Annotated in this window: 17 protein-coding genes and 1 tRNA gene; 11 read left to right on the top strand and 7 right to left on the bottom strand. The window is 70.5% G+C overall.

From position 1 onward, the window contains the following. The 4 genes from AC08OP_RS06070 to AC08OP_RS06055 all read left to right on the top strand — a co-directional run. Nucleotides 1-1,198: 3'-5' exonuclease (locus AC08OP_RS06070; RefSeq protein WP_476613282.1), on the top strand; the 1,198-nt coding region annotated here is incomplete at its 5' end. A 167-nt stretch (nucleotides 1,199-1,365) separates the two neighbouring features. After that, nucleotides 1,366-1,641 (top strand): hypothetical protein, encoded by a 276-nt coding sequence (locus AC08OP_RS06065; RefSeq protein ID WP_476613281.1) that lies wholly within the window; start codon nucleotides 1,366-1,368, stop codon nucleotides 1,639-1,641. Nucleotides 1,642-1,751: 110 nt separating this feature from the next. Beyond that, nucleotides 1,752-2,042 (top strand): WhiB family transcriptional regulator, encoded by a 291-nt coding sequence (locus AC08OP_RS06060; RefSeq protein ID WP_011438164.1) that lies wholly within the window; start codon nucleotides 1,752-1,754, stop codon nucleotides 2,040-2,042. A gap of 148 nt (nucleotides 2,043-2,190) precedes the next feature. Beyond that, nucleotides 2,191-3,765 (top strand): alkaline phosphatase family protein, encoded by a 1,575-nt coding sequence (locus AC08OP_RS06055; RefSeq protein WP_476613280.1) that lies wholly within the window; start codon nucleotides 2,191-2,193, stop codon nucleotides 3,763-3,765. 7 nt (nucleotides 3,766-3,772) lie between these two features. On the opposite strand, the gene AC08OP_RS06050 is transcribed toward AC08OP_RS06055, so the two are convergent. The 4 genes from AC08OP_RS06050 to AC08OP_RS06035 all read right to left on the bottom strand — a co-directional run bounded on the left by AC08OP_RS06050 (nucleotide 3,773) and on the right by AC08OP_RS06035 (nucleotide 8,580). Continuing rightward, nucleotides 3,773-5,389, bottom strand: coding sequence for an ABC1 kinase family protein (locus AC08OP_RS06050; RefSeq protein ID WP_476613279.1), 1,617 nt, complete (start codon nucleotides 5,387-5,389; stop codon nucleotides 3,773-3,775). A 113-nt stretch (nucleotides 5,390-5,502) separates the two neighbouring features. Beyond that, nucleotides 5,503-6,756 (bottom strand): ThiF family adenylyltransferase, encoded by a 1,254-nt coding sequence (locus tag AC08OP_RS06045; protein WP_476613278.1) that lies wholly within the window; start codon nucleotides 6,754-6,756, stop codon nucleotides 5,503-5,505. 176 nt (nucleotides 6,757-6,932) lie between these two features. Further along, complete coding sequence (locus AC08OP_RS06040) at nucleotides 6,933-8,300, bottom strand: zinc-dependent metalloprotease (protein WP_476613277.1); 1,368 nt, start codon at nucleotides 8,298-8,300, stop codon at nucleotides 6,933-6,935. Nucleotides 8,301-8,406: 106 nt separating this feature from the next. Next, complete coding sequence (locus AC08OP_RS06035; RefSeq protein WP_476613276.1) at nucleotides 8,407-8,580, bottom strand: hypothetical protein; 174 nt, start codon at nucleotides 8,578-8,580, stop codon at nucleotides 8,407-8,409. Between the two features lie 41 nt (nucleotides 8,581-8,621). On the opposite strand from AC08OP_RS06035, the gene AC08OP_RS06030 reads away from it, so the two are divergent. From AC08OP_RS06030 to AC08OP_RS06020, 3 genes are all read left to right on the top strand, one after another. Further along, entirely contained in the window at nucleotides 8,622-9,035 is a 414-nt protein-coding gene (locus AC08OP_RS06030) for a molybdenum cofactor biosynthesis protein MoaE (RefSeq protein ID WP_462188353.1), read from the top strand. A 61-nt stretch (nucleotides 9,036-9,096) separates the two neighbouring features. Continuing rightward, nucleotides 9,097-9,372, top strand: a complete 276-nt coding sequence (locus AC08OP_RS06025; RefSeq protein WP_462188354.1) for a hypothetical protein — start codon at nucleotides 9,097-9,099, stop codon at nucleotides 9,370-9,372. A 295-nt stretch (nucleotides 9,373-9,667) separates the two neighbouring features. Beyond that, nucleotides 9,668-10,705 carry a YlbL family protein gene (locus AC08OP_RS06020; protein WP_462188355.1) on the top strand — a complete coding sequence of 346 codons (1,038 nt, stop codon included), beginning with the start codon at nucleotides 9,668-9,670 and terminating at the stop codon, nucleotides 10,703-10,705. A 129-nt stretch (nucleotides 10,706-10,834) separates the two neighbouring features. Here the strand turns inward: AC08OP_RS06020 and AC08OP_RS06015 are convergent, their stop codons facing one another. Next, the gene (locus tag AC08OP_RS06015) at nucleotides 10,835-11,341 is read right to left on the bottom strand and encodes a PPA1309 family protein (RefSeq protein ID WP_011438157.1); all 507 of its coding nucleotides are present in this window, start codon (nucleotides 11,339-11,341) and stop codon (nucleotides 10,835-10,837) included. A 93-nt stretch (nucleotides 11,342-11,434) separates the two neighbouring features. On the opposite strand from AC08OP_RS06015, the gene AC08OP_RS06010 reads away from it, so the two are divergent. Beyond that, complete coding sequence (locus AC08OP_RS06010) at nucleotides 11,435-14,509, top strand: UPF0182 family membrane protein (protein ID WP_476613275.1); 3,075 nt, start codon at nucleotides 11,435-11,437, stop codon at nucleotides 14,507-14,509. A gap of 77 nt (nucleotides 14,510-14,586) precedes the next feature. Next, nucleotides 14,587-14,663 (top strand) — tRNA-Met (locus AC08OP_RS06005). 323 nt (nucleotides 14,664-14,986) lie between these two features. Here AC08OP_RS06005 and AC08OP_RS06000 read toward each other — a convergent pair. Beyond that, nucleotides 14,987-15,373: a DUF6907 domain-containing protein gene (locus tag AC08OP_RS06000; RefSeq protein ID WP_476613274.1), complete on the bottom strand. Its 387-nt coding sequence runs from the start codon at nucleotides 15,371-15,373 to the stop codon at nucleotides 14,987-14,989. Nucleotides 15,374-15,489: 116 nt separating this feature from the next. Next, nucleotides 15,490-15,978, bottom strand: a complete 489-nt coding sequence (locus AC08OP_RS05995) for an Lrp/AsnC family transcriptional regulator (protein WP_476613273.1) — start codon at nucleotides 15,976-15,978, stop codon at nucleotides 15,490-15,492. Between the two features lie 192 nt (nucleotides 15,979-16,170). Between AC08OP_RS05995 and AC08OP_RS05990 the strand changes: the two genes are divergently transcribed. Together AC08OP_RS05990 and AC08OP_RS05985 are read left to right on the top strand one after the other, a co-directional pair. After that, nucleotides 16,171-17,577: an aspartate aminotransferase family protein gene (locus AC08OP_RS05990; RefSeq protein WP_476613272.1), complete on the top strand. Its 1,407-nt coding sequence runs from the start codon at nucleotides 16,171-16,173 to the stop codon at nucleotides 17,575-17,577. Between the two features lie 31 nt (nucleotides 17,578-17,608). Continuing rightward, nucleotides 17,609-19,039: a gamma-aminobutyraldehyde dehydrogenase gene (locus AC08OP_RS05985; RefSeq protein WP_476613271.1), complete on the top strand. Its 1,431-nt coding sequence runs from the start codon at nucleotides 17,609-17,611 to the stop codon at nucleotides 19,037-19,039. Nucleotides 19,040-19,186 lie beyond the last annotated feature (147 nt).

The raw sequence follows: 19,186 nt of genomic DNA, 5'->3' as shown, positions 1-19,186 counted from the left end.
CGAGCCGGCGGAAGCCGCCGCGGTGGCGTCCCGGATCCGCCGGCTGCTCGACCAGGGCGTGCCGGCGAGTGAGATCGCCGTGCTGTATCGCACGAATGCCCAGTCCGAGGCGTATGAGGCGGCGATCGGCGGGGCCGGCATCGCTTACCTGCTCCGGGGCGGGGAGAAGTTCTTCGAGCGGAGCGAGGTCGTCGCAGCCATGCGGTTGCTGCGGGCCGCGGTGCGCTCTGCCGACACCGACCGCCCGGAGGGACTCACGGCCGTCGTCGCCGACATCCTCGCGGCGCTCGGCTGGCGGGCGGACCAGCCGACGGTGGGCTCGGGCGCCGAGCGTGAACAATGGGAGAACCTCGCCGCGCTGCACCGGCTGGCCGGCGATCTCGCCGCCCGTTCGCCCGAGGCCGACCTTGAGGCCTTCGTCGCCGAGCTCGGCGACCGCGCGACCCACGAGCATCAGCCGACGGTGCAGGGGGTGACCCTGTCGACCCTGCACACCGCCAAGGGCCTGGAATGGGATGCGGTGTTCCTCGTCGGGCTGACCGAGGGCACGCTTCCCCTCGTCCATGCTAGGACCGCCGAGCAGATCGCTGAGGAACGTCGCCTGCTCTACGTCGGGCTGACCAGGGCCCGCAGGCACCTTGTCCTGTCCTGGGCGCTGTCCCGGGCAGAGGGCGGCCGGCGGTCGCGGCGGCCGTCCCGGTTCCTCGACGATCTGCGCCCGATGCGCCGGGAGCCCGCGGCCGGCGTCCGCCACGGGGGGCGAGGCGAGGGCACGAGGCCCGTGGCCGAGGCGGAGGAGGCCAGCCCGGGTCGGTCCCGGAGCAGATCGGCGGTGCGGTGCCGGACGTGCGGCCGGTCGTTGACGGGTGTGCATGCGCGGGTCGGACGCTGCGAGGGCTGCCCCGGCGACGTCGACGCCGCGCTGTTCGAGCGCCTGCGGGCGTGGCGTTCGGCGCGGGCGAAGGAACAGGGGGCACCGGCCTTCGTCGTCTTCACCGACGCCACGCTGCAGGCGATCGCCGAGAGCCGGCCGAGCACGGTGGCCGAGCTCGTGCGGCTGCCCGGCATCGGACAGGCCAAACTCGACCGTTACGGGGAGGACGTACTCGCCCTCGTCGCGGGGCGCACGCCGCCGCCGGTCGGGTCGCCGCCGGTGGCGGAGTCATTGGAGCCCGGCACGCCGCCCGACGCTTCGTAACTGGAAGTGTCCGCGGCGCGACACAGAAAATATGTTGTGGTTCGCGCGCCGAGCTTCTACCGTTACCGAGGACGCCTGAAGCAGGCATGTGGAGTGACACCCGTCGGCACCCACGGACTCCCGAGCCCACAGACTCCGGAGCCCACAGAGAAGGAGGTGATTTCGTCGTGTTCAGCATTGTGATGGACAGAGCTGTCGCCGAGATCACCCGTCCGTGGGAGAACCGGCACGGCGCGGCCTTCATGAATGCCGTCGTCGGTGCCGTCATCGGTGCGCCCGCCCCCCGTGGCACGTCCGCCGCCGTCCTCACGGTCCAAGCCGATGATCTGTCGGCCCAGGAGTCCGCGTTCCCGAACCCGGCGGGGAGCGTGGCGTCGGCGTCCGGCTATGCACACCGTCACCTCACCTTCCGGGGATCCGCCCACGATCCGCTCCTGGACTAGCGCCGACTGGAGCCGAATCCGAGGCCGCGGATCCCGATGGGGACCGCGGCCTTTGTCGTTTCGCTTCCTTCATCCCACCCGAAGACCAACCTGTCTCGGAGGTGACACCGGTGTTCGACCCCTCGGTCGTTTCCCGGATCGAGCGGGATCGTCTCGTCCTGCCCTGCTGGGACGTAGATCCTGACATGTTCTTCGCTGAGTCCCCGGCGGACGTGGAGACCGCCAAGGCCGTCTGCCGGACCTGCCCCATCCGGGCGGCGTGCCTGTCCGCCGCGCTCGACCGTGCCGAGCCCTGGGGAGTGTGGGGTGGCGAGCTGCTGGTGACCGGTAGCGTCGTCCCGCGCAAGCGGCCCCGCGGCCGTCCGCGCAAGGAGCGCAAGGAAGAAGAGGTCGCCGCCTGAGCCCTCCGTGCCACCCGTTGATCACATGGGGGCGGCGGTGGCATCGCCGCACCAGCACGGGCGGGACACCGGATCGTCGGTGTCCCGCCCACCGGTGTTGCCGCGCTTTTTCTTCCGGTGGTGCCCGCGGCCCCGGTACTGTTCCGGCGTGCCCAGCAGCGAGCGTGTCTACCCGGTGTCCACAGGTGCGGGTCCGGCCGGAGCGCCGGGACTGACCGCATCCGACGATCTTTCTCTGGCCGTTGCCGTCCTCACCAGTCCCGAGCTGGCCGCGATCGTGGATCTCGTGGCCTGGGTCGATTCCGGCTGGCTCTACGTGGCGAACGCGATCGGTTCGTCGCGGTTGCCGGTGGCCGATCCGAACGGTCCCCGGGAGCTCCGCTTCGGGCGTGACCCGCTCGGGTCGGAGGATCCGATGCACGGCGTGCCGCTCGCGGCGGCGCTCGCTGACCCGTCACCACCGAACGAGCGCAACTCCTACCCGTTCGCCGGACGGCGACTGCTGTCCGCCTTCGCCGATCCCAGCCGTTCACCCGATCTGATCGTCGTACACACCCCCCGGCACTACTGGCCCGACCGCGGCGGCCACCTGGGTGAGCACGGATCGTTGGATGCCGGCCAGTCCCGGGCTCCGCTGATCCTGTCCGGCGCGGGCGTGCGGGCCCGGGGCCCGCGGGCCGGCGCGGCGCGGGTCATCGACATCGGACCCACCCTCGCGGCCCTCGCCGGCGTGACCATGGCGGATGTGGAGGGGACGCCGCTCACCGATCTGGTGGGCCCAGGGGCCCGGTACGTCGTCGGCCTGCTCTGGGACGGGGCAAACAGCAATGACGTCCTGCACCTCGCGCACACCGGCGAGCTGCCGGGGGTCGCGCGTCTGCTCGCCACCGGGACGGCCCTGACCGGTGGCGCGATCGCCGAGTTCCCCAGCGTCACGTTGACCAACCACACCTCCGCGCTCACCGGAGTCGGGCCGGGCCGGCACGGCATCCTGCACAACGTGTACTTCGACCGGGCGACCGGCGAGCAGGTCATCGTCAACGACGTGCGGACCTGGCATTCCGCGTGCGATCAGCTTCGGGACGGGGTGGAGACGCTGTTCGAGGCCCTCGTGCGCGACCGGCCCGGGGCGACCAGCGCCTGCGTGAACGAACCGGTCGACCGGGGTGCGGACTACTCGACCTTCGGGCTCGTGCGGGCCGCCGGTAACCACGGCGGGGCCGGCGATATGGGGGACTACCTGCCTCCGGCCGACGGCGACCCGCACGCCACCGCCCACTGGGTAGGGGAGAGCGCCGACTATGCCTGGTCCACCCGGGTGGACGCGCTCGGCCTCGCGCAGGTCCAGCAGCTCTGGGCTGCGGACGCGGTGCCCCCGGACCTGATGTGGTGGAACACCACCATTACCGACACCGGGCATCACGGGGGCGGCCCGTACTCCGAGCAGGCCCGCGCCGCGCTGCGGGACGCGGACGCCCGGTTGCGCGCCTTCCTCGACCTGCTCGCCGAGCGGGATCTGCTGGCCGAGACCGCGATCCTGCTGACCGCCGACCACGGTTCGGAGGCGGCGGATCCCACCTGCCAGGGCGACTGGGGGGCTGCGCTGCGCGCCGCCGGGGTGCGTTTCCGGGACGAGGGATACGGTTTCCTGTATCTCGGCGTCGACATCGTCGACATCGTCGAGCAGCCGGGGGCTGACCCGTCGGGCCAGACCCGTCAATAAGCGTCGGTCACGGTTGCGGGGTCGGAGAAGACTCCTCGTCCGGTGCCCGGCGCGGGGCGGCCTTGCGGCCTGACCGGGGTCGAGCCGCGGCGGAGCGGTTCGCCGGGGTGGAAGGCCGGCTCGGTTCGGCCGGCTCGGCCTGCATGGGCAGCGCCGCGGGGGTGGTGGCCCGGTCGGCCGCCGCCGCGGCAGTGTCGGCCGCCGCCGCAGCAGTGTCGGCCGCCGACCTCCAGACCTCGTCCTGGACGAGGAGAGCGGGCAGGGGACGACCGGGCCGGTTGGCGTCCTCGGCCGCGCGGGCGGTCGCCGTCCCCGGTTCGGCGAACCCGGGTTGCCAGCGCTCCATCTCGTCCCGGAAGCGGCCGGTGCTGCCCAGTTGGCACAGGATGCCGATCGCGCCGAGTGTCACCCGGTGGATGAGCAGGTACGACGGCGGCAGATTGAGCTGGCGACCGAGCTGTGCCGCCGCCGACCGCCAGTCTCCGAGCCTGGCGGCCTCCTTGCGCAGCCAGCCTCGGGAGAAGGTGAACTCCTCCACCGCGATCGGCTCCAGCATCGGGGCCAGATAATCCAGCAGGTCCTCGGCTCGGATTTCGGCCGACGGCGGGATGAAGCCCTCACAGCGCAGTCCCTGCTCGACGGCGTCGGCGTCCCCGGCCAGGGTCTGTCGAGCCAGCCGGCCGATCGGCGCCGGCAGGCCGTCCGGCAGGCGGTTCACGGCACCGAAGTCCAGGACGCCGAGCCGCCCGTCGGACAGCAGGCGGAAGTTGCCGGGATGCGGATCCGCGTGCAGCAGACCGGCGCGACCCGGGCAGGAATAGAGAAACCGCACGAGCAGCAGACCGGCGGCGTCGCGCTGCTCCGGGGTACCGTCCGCGATGATGACGGACAGGGGGATTCCCTCGATCCACTCGCTCACGAGCACCCGGCCGGAACCGGCCAGCGGCCAGGGGATGACGACGTCCGGGTCGTCTGCGTACGCCTCGGCGAAGGCCCCCTGCCAGGCGGCCTCCAACCGATAGTCGAGCTCCTCGGCGATCCGGGCCTTGAGCTCCTCGACCAGCGGCTTGATGTCCAGCCCGGGAGTGACCGCGCCGAACAGCCGAGCGGCCCGGCCGAGCTGGGTGAGATCGGCGAGCAGAGCGGGACCCGCTCCCGGATACTGCACCTTTACCGCGACGGCCCGGCCGTCGGCCCAGACCGCCCGATGCACCTGGCCGATGCTGGCTGCCGCAGCCGGAACGTCGTCGAAGCTCGTGAACAGCGAGCGCCAGTCCGCTCCGAGCTCCTCGGCGAGCACGCGGTGCACCACCGCCGCCGGCAGCGGGGGCGCCGCCTCTTGCAGCCTGGTCAGCGCCGCCCGATAGGGCCCGGCGACGTCGTCGGGAAGCACCGCCTCGAAGACGGACAGCGCCTGGCCCAGTTTCATGGCGCCACCCTTGAGCTCCCCGAGTACCCGGAAGATCTGCGCGGCGGTGCGCTGCTGGAGCTCGGAGGCGACGGCCTCGGCGGGGCGACCACCGATGCGTTTGCCGACGCCGAGGGTGGCTCGGCCGGCTATGCCGATGGGAAGCGTGGCCAGCTTGGCGGTGCGGACGACAGCCCGCCGTGGGATCTCGGACACCGCTCCATCGTGCCCTGTTCCGCGTCCTCACGGGTGCCGGCCAAGCGTAATGACTCCAGGACGCCAAATGATTCCAGGACGTCGACGCGGCGACCGCCCGCGGAGTGGAACGGTCACGCAGGTGCCACTGGCGAAGAAGCGTCCGCCGACGCGGCCGCCGATCGGGCGGTGCGGCAGGGACAGTTGGGGTGGAGCGGCCAGGTGCGGCGGCGGATCCGCCAGCCGGGAACGGTGAACTCCAGCGTGCCGTCGGCGGTCACCGGTAGGCCGGCGGTCACCGGTAGGACTGTGCGCGGGGGAGTCAATGTAACGAAGGTCTCATTGTTGCTGCTTGCTGTCGGTGGCAGGTAGGCCGAGTTGTCGGGATGTTGGCCCGGGGTGGGGCCCGTGACGCCGGATAGGTCGGATAGGTCAGGTGGGGCGGGTGGAGGCGAGGCGGCGAGGTCCAGAAAGGCCAGGGCCTGCATGGCGGTGAGCGCGGCGACAAGACCCGCCAGGGTGATCTCGCAGGCGTCCGGCCCGGCGGCCGGGCGGTGGGCCATCTGCATGGCGAGCACCGGCCAGACCGGGTTCCGGGAGTACCGGTGGAGATGCTGGCAGTGCAGGCACGCGGTCACGGTCGGCACGACGAGCGGACCGACGATCCCCGTGGTCTCCCGCACGCCGGCCACGAGATGGGCGGTGCCCCGGCCTTCCAGGTCGAGGCACTCCCCAGGGTGGATCATCGGCAGACCGACCGGAGCCAGCACAATCAGGTCCGCGGCGAACCCGTCCTCGTCGGGCCGGCGGTGCCCGGCGGCCTGCCGGCTGGCCCGGGTCACCGCCGCGCCGGTGGCCAGGGAGCGGGGACGCCCCACATCGTCGAGGCGCAGGCCGCCCGGGGAGACGTCGGCGGCGGTCGTCACCTCGGGATCGTCGATGACGACCCGGCCGATCCCGGCCGCGGCGAGCAGGGCCGCGACCTGAGCACCGACGCGACCGGCGCCGCGCACAAGAACACGCATCGCCCGGCGGGTGGCGAGGACCCGGCGCGCACCGGCCGGATCCTCTGATACCAGGGACAGCGCCGCCAGATCGGGCGACAGGCGGTCATGCTCGACCGCGGGCAGCGGTGCCGCACCGGGAGGCGCCGTGGCGTCGTCCAGCAGGCCGGCCTCGGCGAGCAGGTCGAGCAGGACCCGGCCGGCGGGAGTGCCATCGAGACGCAGCTGCTCCAGCGTGCGGCTGCCGTCGAGGGCGTCGAGCAGGGCGGCGTCCGACGGGGCCAGATCGGCGAGGAGGACGGCGCGTGCGGTGTCGATGCCGAGCTGCAGGGTGGAGCTGTTGTGCCAGAGCCGGCGCAGGCCCGGCTTGAGGATCGGGCGCATGGATCCTCCGGGTGTTCCCGCCGGCCGGTCGAGGCCGGGGAATCGGACCAGGATGGGCCGGTCACGGCGACCGGCGGATCCTCAGCGTGGCACGTCCGACCGGCGAAGGGGGAACGCCCGTGGATCGCTGTGGACGTGCTGTGGACGAAACTGTGGATCACCCCGGTCCGCCCGGGTTACCTGTCCGGCTTGTCTGGTTCGTCGGATCCGCCATCGGCGGGTGGGGCGCCGCGGAGTTTCTCGATTTCGCCGATCGGGTCGTCGAGCGCGCTCGACGGCGCGCCGGACACGAACGCCTCCGGGGCGGCGAGATCTGCCGCGGTGGGCAGCAGATCGGGATGCGCCCACAGCGCGTCGCGACCCTCGTGACCCCGGGCGTCCCGTACCGCCTCCCACAGGGCGGCGGCCTCCCGCAGCTTGCGTGGCCGCAGGGAGAGACCGACCAGCGTGGCGAAGGTCTGCTCGCCCGGACCGCCTTCGGCGCGACGGCGTCGCACCATTTCGCGTAGTTTGCCCGCGGCCGGCAGATGACCGGCGGCCGCGGCGTCCGTTACATGATCGACCCAGCCCTCGATCAGCGCGAGGATCAGTTCGAGACGGGCGAGCGCGGCCTTCTGCTCGGGGGTGGTGGCGTCGCTGAACACGTCCTCGCCGAGCGCCTCCGACAGCCGTTCAGGATTCATCAACGCCGTCGGGTCGACCATCCGCATCACCCGTCCGACGGCCTCGGTGTCCACCGCGATGCCGCGGGCGTACTCCTCCACCGCGCCCAGGACGTGGGCGCGTAGCCAGGGGACGTGCGCGAACAGCCGGTTGGACGCGGCCTCCCGCAGCGCCAGGTAGATGCGTACCTCGTCCTCGGGGATCTCCAGGCCCTGACCGAAGGCGACGACACCCGCTGGGATCAGGGCGGCGGTCCCGACCGGTCCGAGCGGCAGCCCGACCTCGGTGGAGGAGACGACCTCGGCGGCCAAGGTGCCGATCGCCTGCCCCACCTGGGCGCCGAACAGCATCCCGCCGACCCGGTTCATCATCTGCATAATGGGGCCGCCGGTGGCCATCAGCCCGCTGAGGTTGAGCCCCGGGGGCAGCGCGCCGCGCAGCTCACTCGGCAGCTCGATCCCGCCGCCACCGAGCTGGTTCAGCCCGCTGGAGATCCCAGTGCGCATCGCCTCGACGACCTTCGTGGCGATCGGGTCGCAGAGGGTCTGCCAGACCGGCAGGGTCTTCTCGATCCACTCCTGCCGCGACCAGGCCTCGGCCGCCGTGGCCCCGGCCGGCAGCGAGGTCACCGCGTCGAGCCAGACGTCGGCGATCCGCATCGCCTCGCCCACCGGCTCCCGCTGGGCCGTGGACACCGCGGAGTCGGTGTCGCCGAGGGATCTGACGGCCACCTGGCGGGCCAGCTCCCAGTTGACCGGACCGCCATGCCAGGACAGCAGCCGTTCGAGCTCGGCAAAGAACGGGGCGCCGCCACCGAAGGGGGGTCGGGGCTCGTCGCCGCCGCCAGCGGGCGTGAAGCCGAACGGGAAGTTGCCACTCATCGGCCGTAGCCTCCTCGGGAGGCGGGCAGTCGCACGCACAGTTGGCACATGAACCCACGGTAATGCGTTTTCTGCCCAACGGGCGAAACGGCGCTGGCCCCGACCGTTACGGTCGTAGCTGTGGAACCGATGTGTTCTCTGGCGGGGGCCCCGCCGACCGCTCCCGCGTCACCCGCGCATCCTTCGTCACCTTCGCCGTCTCCGTCACCTTCGCCGTCTCCGTCACCTTCGCCGTCTCCGTCACCGTCTCCGTCTCCGTCACCTTCGCCGTCTCCGTCACCTTCGCCGTCTCCGTCGTCCGCGCCGGACCCGGTCGCGCGGGTGACGCTCGCCGAGATCCGGGACGGCGCTCTGTCGGTGGACGAGTGCCTGGCTGCCGTGCGGTTCCCCGGTGTGGGGGGGATCGCCCTGTTCGTGGGCACTGTCCGGGACCAGGACCAGGGCCGCGGGGTGACCGACCTGACGTATCAGGCGCATCCCCGGGCCGGCACGGAGATCGCCCGGGTCGCCGGCGACGTCGCCGCGACCGCACCGGTGCTGGCCGTCGCGGTGGTTCACCGTACCGGTCACCTCGCCGTCGGGGACACCGCCGTGATCGTGGCGGTCGGCGCGGCCCACCGGGCGGAGGCTTTTGCCGCCTGTCGTCGTCTGATCGATGACATCAAGGAGCAGGTTCCCATTTGGAAACACCAGATTTTTGCGGATGGCGCGGCGGAATGGGTAAGCGCCTGCTGATCGGGGCACCCTACGATAGAAAACAAGTCATCTTCTTGCCCGTCTCGACGTCGAGGCTCCCATGTGGTTCCTGTTGATCCCCCCCGTCGCCGTGCTCATAACTCTTGCGTGGGTCGCCCTACGCAGCCGTCCCGACCGCACCTCCGAAGCCATGATCACGATTGAGGGCTATCGGCGCAGTATGGCCGCGCTGGCCCGACCGATCCCCACCCAGCACGAGGTTCGTACCGTTACCGCCCTCGACGAACCCGGCCATCCCGGCCATCCCGGGCGGTCCGCCGCGGCCGGGGCACCGCCCTCCGAGAGACACACGGCGCCGCCGTCCGAGTCCACCTGATCGTCTCCGTCCGGCGGCCGGGGCATCTCACCGGCCGCCGGGCGGCGGTTCAGGACCGAGCGATCCTTCGAGTCCCTCGACCGTGCTTTTGATCTCGCTCTTTACTCCCCACTTCCCGGCCTGCCGCGCTGCCTTCCGCGCGGCCTTCCGGGACTCCGCCACGGCCTTCCGCTGCGCCTTTCGGGCCACCGAATGCCTTTCGGCACCGATCATCGCAACCCCGGGCCGTCGTGGCGAACCTCGGTTCCCGGACGCTGGGACGAGGGTTGTGAGCCCTGGTACATAGACTGTGAGCATGGTCCGGCGCACCCAGACCCTCGTGGTCGCGTCGGTACTGGCTTTGGTTCTCGTGGTCGCGGGGCTGTGGATGCCGGTACCGTTCGTCACCTTGGCCCCCGGGCCGGTCACCGACACTCTCGGCAGCGTCGACGGGACGTCCTTGATCACCGTGGAAGGCCGGCGGACCTATCCGACCGCCGGCAAGCTCGAGCTGACCACGGTCGAGGAGACGCCCCGGCTCAACCTCGTCACCGCGCTGCAGGACTGGTCCGACTCCGACCGGGCGGTGGTGCCCAGCGAGCTGATCCGGCCGCCCGGTTCGAGTCAGGAGCAGATCCAGCAGGAGAACGCGCAGGCGATGCTCGACTCGCAGGACCAGGCGACCGCGGCAGCGCTCGCGCAGCTCGGTATCGCGCCCACCGGCCGTTCGGTCGTGGTCGCCGGGGTCCCCGCGGGCTCCCCGGCCACCGGCAAGCTGACGCCGGGCGATGTGATCACGAAGGTCGGCGGGGTGGCCGTGGCCAACCAGGAGGAGCTGCGCCGGCAGGTCGGGAAGGTGACTCCGGGCCATCCCGTGACGGTCACCTATCAGCGCGACGGAAAGACGGCCACGGCCACCGTCACGACTCGGGCCGCCACCGACGACCCCGCTCGCGCCATGATCGGTGTCACCACGACGGAGAAGCGGACCTACCCGTTCACGGTTCGTATCCGTATCTCGGATGTCGGCGGGCCGAGTGCCGGGCTGATGTTCGCGATGGGCATCGTGGACCTTCTCACCCCCGGCGCGTTGACCGGGGGAAAGATCATCGCTGGCACCGGGACGATCACCTCCGCCGGTGAGGTGGGACCGATCGGCGGTATCCAGCAGAAGATCCTCGGGGCCAGGGTGTCCGGGGCATCGATCTTCCTGGTCCCCGCGGGGAACTGCGGCGACGCCCGCGCGATCGACTCCGGCGGTCCGCGCCTGGTGAAGGTTGAATCGCTGGCGGGCGCGCTGAAGGCCGTCGACGCCCTCCGGGCGAATCCGGCCGCGGCGGTGCCGTCCTGCTGAGCGCGCCCCAAGCGCGCCCCATCCGTGCCATGTGCCATCCGTGTGCGCCCGGTGCTGCTGTTGTGCCCGGTGGCGCCGGTGCCGGAAGGGGACGGGCGGCTGCCGTGCGCCGCCGCCCGCCGGGTCGACTCACTGGAAGGTCGCGAGCAGCCCGTCGACGAGGTTGTCGGCCAGATCCGGATCGATGACGAGTTCGTCGTCTCCGCGGACTCGCAGGCAGGACGCGTGCAGCCCACTGCGGGTGACTCCGACGGCGAGGCGGACGTCCTGGCGTTCGGGATGGTTCGCCGCCCAGTACTCGATCTCGTGATCGGAGTACGGAGCCTCCTCCTCCGCGCTGGGCGGCAGGACGACAAGCTCGGTGACCAGCACGCACCCGAGCACCTCCGGCGGCCATCCGATCCCCGCCAGCACCTCGTCGAGCCGTCCCACCGGCAGCGGTTCCTGCTCGACCGGGGTCAGTGACCCAGGCGGGGAGTCGCCGATGTGGGGGGCCAGCGCGGGTTCTCGCGCCAGCAGGTCGGCGGTGTCGGCCAGCGCGTAGACCTGGCTGGGCTGATCCCACCCGGAATCGGCGACGTGCCGCTCGACCTCGAGTACGACGGAGGTCAACTCCGTGATGTTCGGGCTGTTCACCGACCCATCCTCTCCGATCTCCCCAGAGCCCTTGGCGTAGGTTGCCGTACTAGCGCGGTACGCGCCCCGAATCACCGACGCACGGAGGAACCTGTGGCAACCACCAGTCGCCGCCCGGTGCTGACCCGCACCAAGGTGCTCGTGCCGGTGCTGCTTGTCATCGTCCTCGCGATCACGATCATCGCCGTCTTCACTCAGCTATACACTGACCTGCTGTTCTACCGCTCGATCGACTTCAGCGGGGTGTTCACCACAGTCCTCTACACCCGGATTTTGCTGTTCGTCCTCTTCGGCGCGATAATGGCGATCATCGTCGGAACCAACATCGTACTTGCGTACCGGCTACGGCCGCCGCTTCGGCCGTTGTCGACCGAGCAGCAGAACCTGGAACGGTACCGGTCGGCGATCGAGCCGTACATGCTGCTGATCCTGCTCGCGGTCACGACGCTGTTCGGCCTGGCCGCGGGCCTGTCCGCCGCCGGCCAGTGGCGGACGTGGCTGCTGTGGGTGAACGGCGAGTCTTTCGGGACCCCTGATCTGCAGTTTCACCGGGACATCAGCTATTACGCGTTCAGCTATCCCTTCCAGCGGTTCCTGCTCGGCTTCCTGCTGACCGCGGTGCTGCTGTCGTTGCTCGTCACCCTGCTGACCCACTACCTGTTCGGCGGAATCCGGATGCAGACCCCGGGAGAACGGGTGGCCCCGGCGGCGAAGGCGCACATCTCGGTGCTGCTCGGGCTGCTCGCCCTGCTCAAGGCGTGGGCGTATTACCTCGACCGGTTCGGCTCGGTGTTCTCCTCGCGCGGGGTGGGGACCGGTGCGTCCTACACCGATGTACACGCCGTGCTGCCGGCGAAGCTGATCCTGCTGTTCATCTCGCTGGCCTGCGCGGTGCTGTTCATCTACAACATCTTCCAGCGGGGCTGGACGCTGCCGCTGCTCGGCGCGGGCATCCTCGTCCTGTCCTCGGTGGTGATCGGCGGAATCTACCCGGCGATTGTCCAGCAGTTCCAGGTCCGGCCGAACGAGGCGACCCGCGAGGAGCCCTACATCGCGCGCAACATCGCGGCGACCCGGGCCGCCTACGGCATCCAGGACGTCGAGCCGCAGGACTATGCCGCCAGCACCGACGTCACCGCTCAGGAGGTCGCCGCCGACACCGGCACGGTCCCCAACATCCGCCTGCTCGACCCCAGCAAACTCTCCCGGACGTTCCAGCAGCTCCAGCAGTTCCGCGGCTACTATGGTTTCCCGCCGACTCTCGACGTCGACCGGTACACCGTCATAGGGGCGGACAAGAAGCCGACGACCCAGGACTACGTGGTATCGGTGCGGGAGCTGAACCAGGCCGGGCTGGGAACGCAGCAGCGCAACTGGATCAACGAGCACCTGACCTATACCCACGGCAAGGGATTTGTCGCGGCGCCGTCGAACACCGTCGACGTGGGGCGCCCCGACTTCGATCACGGCGTGAGCGGTTTCCCGCAGGACGGTACCTTCGGTATCAAGGAGAACCGGGTCTACTTCGGGGAGATGTCGCCGTCGTATTCCATCGTCGGCACCAGGCAGATGGAGATCGACGGGCCGGGGCCGGGAGAAACCCAGGCCACCACGACCTACCAGGGCGACGGTGGGGTCTCGATCGGCTCGACCTTCCGTCGGGCGCTGTTCGCGCTGCGGTTCGGGGAGAAGAACATCCTGCTCTCCGGCGACATCACGAAGAACTCCCGGATCCTGTACGAGCGAAACCCGCGGGACCGGGTCAGCAAGGCAGCGCCCTGGCTCACCCTCGACGGAGACCCGTACCCGGCGATCGTCAACGGCCGGATCACCTGGATTCTCGATGGTTACACAACATCTGACGGCTATCCCTACTCCGCCCGGCGCACTCTGGGTGACGTGACCGCCGACTCGGTGACCACCCAGAGCGGCAACCGCACCCGGCAGGCCTCGAACCAGGTCAACTACATCCGTAACTCGGTGAAGGCGACGGTGGACGCTTACAACGGCACCGTCACCCTCTACGCCTGGGATGAGTCCGACCCGGTGCTACGGACCTGGATGAGGGCGTTCCCGGACACGGTGAAGCCGAAGAGTGACATCCCACCGTCCCTCCGGGCACACCTGCGTTATCCGGAGGACCTGTTTAAGGTCCAGCGTGATCTGATCGGGCAGTACCACATCTCCAACCCGCGGGACTTCTACTCCCAGGAGGACTTCTGGGATGTGTCCGACTCGCCGGATGGAAGCGGGCAACCCCAGCCGCCGTTCTACGTCTACAGCCAGCTTCCCGGGCGCAAGGGCCCGTCCTACAACCTCACCTCACCGTTGATCTCCGCCCGGTCCTCGAAGCTCGCGGCGTACATGGCGGTGTCCAGTGACCCCGCCAACTACGGCCGGTTCACTCTGCTCAAACTGCCGGCGGGGAACACGATCAACGGTCCGGTCCAGGTGCAGAACGCCATCGAGGGCAACGGCGACGTGGCCAAACAGCTGTCACTATGGCGCAGCGGGGGAGCGACCACGATCGAGGGCAACCTGCTGACCCTGCCCGTGGCCGGCGGGCTGCTCTACGTCGAGCCCTACTACGTCCAGGCCAGGGGGAGCACCGGCTACCCGACCCTGCAGGGGGTCGCCGCGGCCTTCGGTGACCGCATCGGTTTCGGTACCTCGCTGGGTGAGGCCTTGGAGAAGGTCTTCGGCGCCGGCGCCGGTGCCGCGGCGGCCGGGGCCGGAACCGGGGCCACGACCACGGACACCGGTCAGGACAGCACGCCGGCCCCCAGATCAGGGCAGGGCGGGACAGGCGTCCCGCCGCCGGGGCAGACCGCGCTGCAGGACGCCGTGGGCGACGCTGACCGCGCTTACCAGGCGGGGCAGGACGCCCTGGGCAAGAGCCCGCCGGACTTCACCGCCTACGGGAAGGCCCAGAGCGAGCTGGCTGATGCGCTGGGTCGCCTGCGTACTCTGTCGAGTCCGGCGGCGACGCCACCCGCTGCCACGGCATCATCCGGTGCCACGGCGCCATGGGCCGGTGCATCGGTATCCGCGTCACCGGTCCCCGCGTCACCGGCCGCCAAGCCACCGGCTCCGTCCCCTTCGGCGACCGTGGCCGGCGGCGACACTCCCGGTCCACCGGGGGCCCGGGCCGCCCCGGCACCCGGCTAGTCCCGAAAGTCCCACATTGGGGCCGCCATCGGTTTGACAGCTACCGATGGCGGCCCTGTATAGTGAAGACACACCGACGCGGGGTGGAGCAGCTCGGTAGCTCGCTGGGCTCATAACCCAGAGGTCACAGGTTCAAATCCTGTCCCCGCTACCAGTCGAAAGCACCTTCGGAAGTTTTTTCCGAGGGTGCTTTCGCATTTATGCAGGCATCATTATCACGAGCATCATTATCACGAGCCGTTTTCATCGGAATCCGCCCGGTCCTTCCGCCGGTCGGCGACCCGGGCGCCCGGCCGGGATGCGCGCCGACACCCGGCGGCGCGACACCCCGCGGCGCGACACCCCGCGGCGCGGGGCCCGGCGGCGCGGGCCCGGATCGGCGGTCGTCCACGCCCGGGACACACGGTGGCGGCCTGGGACCCGCCCCGGCCTGGCGGCCATCGGCGGCGGGTTCTCCCGCGGCGGCCCGTCCCGGGATCAGCGGGGGGTGGCTCCCGGGGTTCGCCACGGGCTCGCCGGACGCACCGCCTCGGCCGCCCGCACCAGCGCTTGGGCCAGCCGGCGGGCCTCGTCCGGATCCAGGTAGGCCGCGGCAAGGGTGTCGAGCATGGGCGCATCCAACCGGAGCAGGATGACCGGAGCCTTCCCGGCGCTCGCCGGTGGCTCGGGACGCACCGTTATCTCCGCTTGCCCGATCCGGGTAACCATAATGCCGTCCTGCGGGTCATGGTGGACCAGCGCCATGTTCACCCCATCGTGTGTCCGGGCCAAGATATTTGAAGTTCGTTGCGTATGTTGGACTCTTGTTGTGGCCGCTTGGTTGTTCCCATCGGCGGTACAAACGGTGACACCCCCGAACCGCATACCCGCCCGCGTCGCCGCACCCGGCAGCCCGTCGGCAGGTCCTGCGCCCTATCGATGTTCGACCCGGCCGGCTTCCCCTCCGGCCTGGCGGCCCGCGCTGTCGGCACCCGGACGTTTCAGCGTGCTCCCCACGTGTAGGTCTGCTTGACCAGCCGCAGGTAGACGAACGTCTCGGTGGCGAGGACCTGTGGCAGGGCGCGGATCTGATCGTTGATCAGTTCGAGCAGGTGCTCGTCGTTCTCGGCGACGATCTCCACGATGAGATCGAAGGATCCGGCCGTCAGGACGACGTAATCGACCTCGGGCAGCGCGGCAATCGTGTCGGCGACGACGCGGGTGTCCCCGGTGACCCGCACCCCGATCATCGCCTCCCGGTGGAAGCCCACCCGGAGCGGGTCGGTAACGGCGACGATCTGCATGATGCCGGCGTCGAGCAGACGCTGTACCCGTTGGCGCACGGCCGCCTCGGAGAGCCCGACCGCCGCCGCCATGGCCGCATAGGACCGCCGGCCGTCCTGCTGCAGCTGCTCGATGATGGCCTTGTTGACATCGTCCAGCAGGGTGCCGGAGCTGAGTCGCTGGTCGGGCGACCGTCGCGACTGCACCCGGCGTCCTCCTCGGTCCTCCGTGGCGGTTCCCCACGCCCGTTCACGCTGGCCTGTCCCTGCCGCCATCGTATGGCCGTCGATGAGTGAACTGGGAAGCGAGCCTTATCCACGCAATCTTCGACGGATTCCATCGTCAGGCTGCCGATCAGTCTACTATTTCAGTGGCTGATCGGTGGAAAGGATGCGTGGATGGTGTCGAATGTGATCGCTTCCGGGAGCGGTGTGACCCGGGCCGTGCCGCAGGCCAGAGCCGCGGAGCTGGCCGCGCGCGAGTCCGCCCGTCTCAACGCCCGCACCCGGGGCTCGGCGGCGCTGCATGCGCGGGCGGTGCGGTCGATGACCTCCGGGGTGCCGTCGTCCTACCAGGTACGTGATCCCTGGCCGATCTACCTCACCCGCGGTCTCGGGCCGAGGGTCTGGGACGTCGACGGCAACGAGTACGCCGACTTCCACAACGGGTTCGGTTCGATGGTGCAGGGGCACGCCCACCCGGCGATCGTGCGGGCCGTGACCGAGCGGGTGGCGCTCGGTACGCACTTCGCGATGCCCACCGAGGACTCCGTGGTGGTCAGCGAGGAGCTGGCCCGCCGCTTCGGGCTGCCGCAGTGGCGCTACGTCAACTCCGGCTCCGAGGCGACGATGGACGCGATCCGCATCGCCCGCGGCGTCACCGGCCGCGACACGATCGTCAAGATCTTCGGTTCGTACCACGGGCACCACGATTACGTGATGGTGTCGATCGGGACCCCGTACGACGACATCGGCCCGGCCGAGCATATGAACTCGCTGGGTTACGGTGCCGGGATCCCCCGGGTAGTCGTCGACCTCACGGTGCCGGTCCCCTTCAACGACGCTCCGGCGATGGAGCGGCGGATCGCCGCGCTCGCCGCCGAGGGACGCCTGCCCGCCTGTGTGATCATGGAGGCGGCGATGATGAACCTCGGCGTCGTCCTGCCGGAGCCCGGTTACCTGGCGGCGGTCCGGGAGATCACCTCCCGGTACGGGGTCATTCTGATCTTCGACGAGGTCAAGACGGGGCTGTGTGTCGCGGCCGGTGGGGCCACCGAGAGGTTCGGCGTGCGCCCGGACATGGTGACCCTGGCCAAGGCGCTCGGTGGCGGGCTGCCGTCCGGGGCGATCGGCGCGACGGCGGAACTGATGGAGGTCGTGGCCTCGGACCGGGTGAAACAGGTCGGCACGTACAACGGCAACCCGCTGACCATGGCCGCCGCCCGGGCGAGCCTGTTCGAGGTGCTCACCCCCGACGCCTACACCCACCTCGACCGGCTGGGTGGCCGGTTGACCGCCGGCTGCGACGAGATCCTGGCCCGCCACGGCATTCCCGGCTACACCGTCGGCATCAGCTCGAAGGGATGCGTGCACTTCACCGACGCGCCGATCCGTGACTACACCTCGTTCATGGCGCACCAGAACGCCGAGTTGCCCGAACTGGCCTGGCTCTACAACGCCAACCGCAACGTCCTCATGGCGCCCGGGCGCGAGGAGGAATGGACGTTGTCGGTGCAGCACACCGACGCCGACGTCGACCGTTACCTCGACAGCCTCGACCAGATGGCCCGGGACCTCGTTGGCTGAGCCGGCCCGATCCCCCAGGAGGGACAGAGACATGGATGCGATCTTCGCCAATCTCATTGGTGGCGTCTCCACCCCGGCCGTCGATGGCGAGACAATGCCCATCCTGAACCCGTCGACGGCGGACCTGCTGGCGCAGGCACCCCGGTCGGGGCCGGCCGACGTCGACGCAGCCGTGCGGGCCGCGAGCGCGGCGTTCGAGGGCTGGCGGGACACCACGCCCGCGCAGCGGTCCCGGGCACTGCTGCGGGTGGCCGACGCGCTGGAGGACCGGGCCGACGAGGTCGCGGCGGTGGAGAGCGCGAACACCGGCAAACCGCTGCGGCTTACCGTGGACGAGGAGGTCGGGCCGTCCGCCGACCAGATCCGGTTCTTCGCCGGGGCCGCGCGGCTGCTCGAGGGCCGGTCGGCCGGCGAGTACCTGGCGGGGCACACCAGTTGCGTCCGCCGCGAGCCTATCGGGGTCTGCGCCCAGGTCACGCCCTGGAACTACCCGCTGATGATGGCGGTCTGGAAGGTCGCGCCGGCGATCGCGGCGGGCAACACCGTCGTGCTCAAGCCCTCCGACACCACCCCGGCCTCCAGTCTGCTGCTCGCCGAGATCGCCGCGGAGTTCCTCCCGCCCGGCGTGCTCAACGTGGTGTGCGGCGATCGTGACACCGGACGCGCGCTGGTGGCCCATCCGGGCCCGGCGATGGTCTCGGTGACCGGCAGCGTGCGGGCCGGGATGGAGATCGCCCGGGCCGCGGCGGACTCCTTGAAGAGGGTGCACCTCGAACTCGGGGGCAAGGCGCCGGTCATTGTCTTCGACGACGTGGATCCGGCGGTGGTGGCGCGGCAGATCGCCGAGGCCGCGTACTTCAACGCCGGCCAGGACTGCACGGCAGCGACCAGGGTGCTGGCCGCGCCGGGCGTCCACGACGACCTCGCCGCCGCCCTGGCCGAGGCGGCCGGGAAGACGGCGACCGGATCGCCGGAGGAGCCCGACGTCGACTACGGGCCCCTCAATAACGCGGGCCAACTGGCCCGGGTGAGCGGTTTCGTAGAGCGGGCACCTGAACATACCGAGGTGCTCGCCGGCGGTGCTCCGCTGGACCGGGCGGGCTACTTCTACCCGGCCACGGTCATCTCGGGTCTGCGCCAGGACGACGAGCTTATCCAGTCCGAGGTGTTCGGCCCGGTCATCACGGTGCAGCGGTTTGACTCGGAGGACACCGCGGTCGCCTGGGCCAACGGGGTCGAGTACGGCCTGGCCTCCAGCGTCTGGACCCGCGATCACGGCCGGGCCCTGCGGGTCGCCCGCCGGCTGGACTTCGGCTGCGTATGGATCAACACGCACATCCGGCTGGTGGCGGAGATGCCGCACGGTGGGTTCAAGAAGAGCGGGTACGGCAAGGATCTGTCGGTCTACGGCCTGGAGGACTACACCAGGATCAAGCACGTGATGAGCAACATCGAGTTCTGACCACCAGGTCTGACCACCGGGGTGGAACCGAATTCTGGCCGCCAGGTTCTGGCCGCCAGGTCGGAGTGGTCGGGCGCGGGGAGCCGGGTACGAGTCCCGGGCCGGCTCCCGGGGTAGGCCGTGGAAGTAGGATGGTGTGCTTCGAGC

Source organism: Frankia sp. CeRuru1 (assembly GCF_977966315.1).
The sequence above is the reverse complement of the archived record's forward strand: the minus strand, read 5'-3'. Positions and strand labels throughout refer to the sequence as shown.

What these genes read in the sequence shown, in the direction of transcription:
- AC08OP_RS06045 (WP_476613278.1), bottom strand. Translation starts at nt 6,756, where the DNA reads ATGCGCCCGATCCTCAAGCCGGGCCTGCGCCGGCTCTGGCACAACAGC.
- AC08OP_RS06040 (WP_476613277.1), bottom strand. Translation starts at nt 8,300, where the DNA reads ATGAGTGGCAACTTCCCGTTCGGCTTCACGCCCGCTGGCGGCGGCGAC.
- AC08OP_RS06025 (WP_462188354.1), top strand. Translation starts at nt 9,097, where the DNA reads ATGTGGTTCCTGTTGATCCCCCCCGTCGCCGTGCTCATAACTCTTGCG.
- AC08OP_RS06020 (WP_462188355.1), top strand. Translation starts at nt 9,668, where the DNA reads ATGGTCCGGCGCACCCAGACCCTCGTGGTCGCGTCGGTACTGGCTTTG.
- AC08OP_RS06000 (WP_476613274.1), bottom strand. Translation starts at nt 15,373, where the DNA reads ATGCGGTTCGGGGGTGTCACCGTTTGTACCGCCGATGGGAACAACCAA.
- AC08OP_RS05990 (WP_476613272.1), top strand. Translation starts at nt 16,171, where the DNA reads ATGGTGTCGAATGTGATCGCTTCCGGGAGCGGTGTGACCCGGGCCGTG.
- AC08OP_RS05985 (WP_476613271.1), top strand. Translation starts at nt 17,609, where the DNA reads ATGGATGCGATCTTCGCCAATCTCATTGGTGGCGTCTCCACCCCGGCC.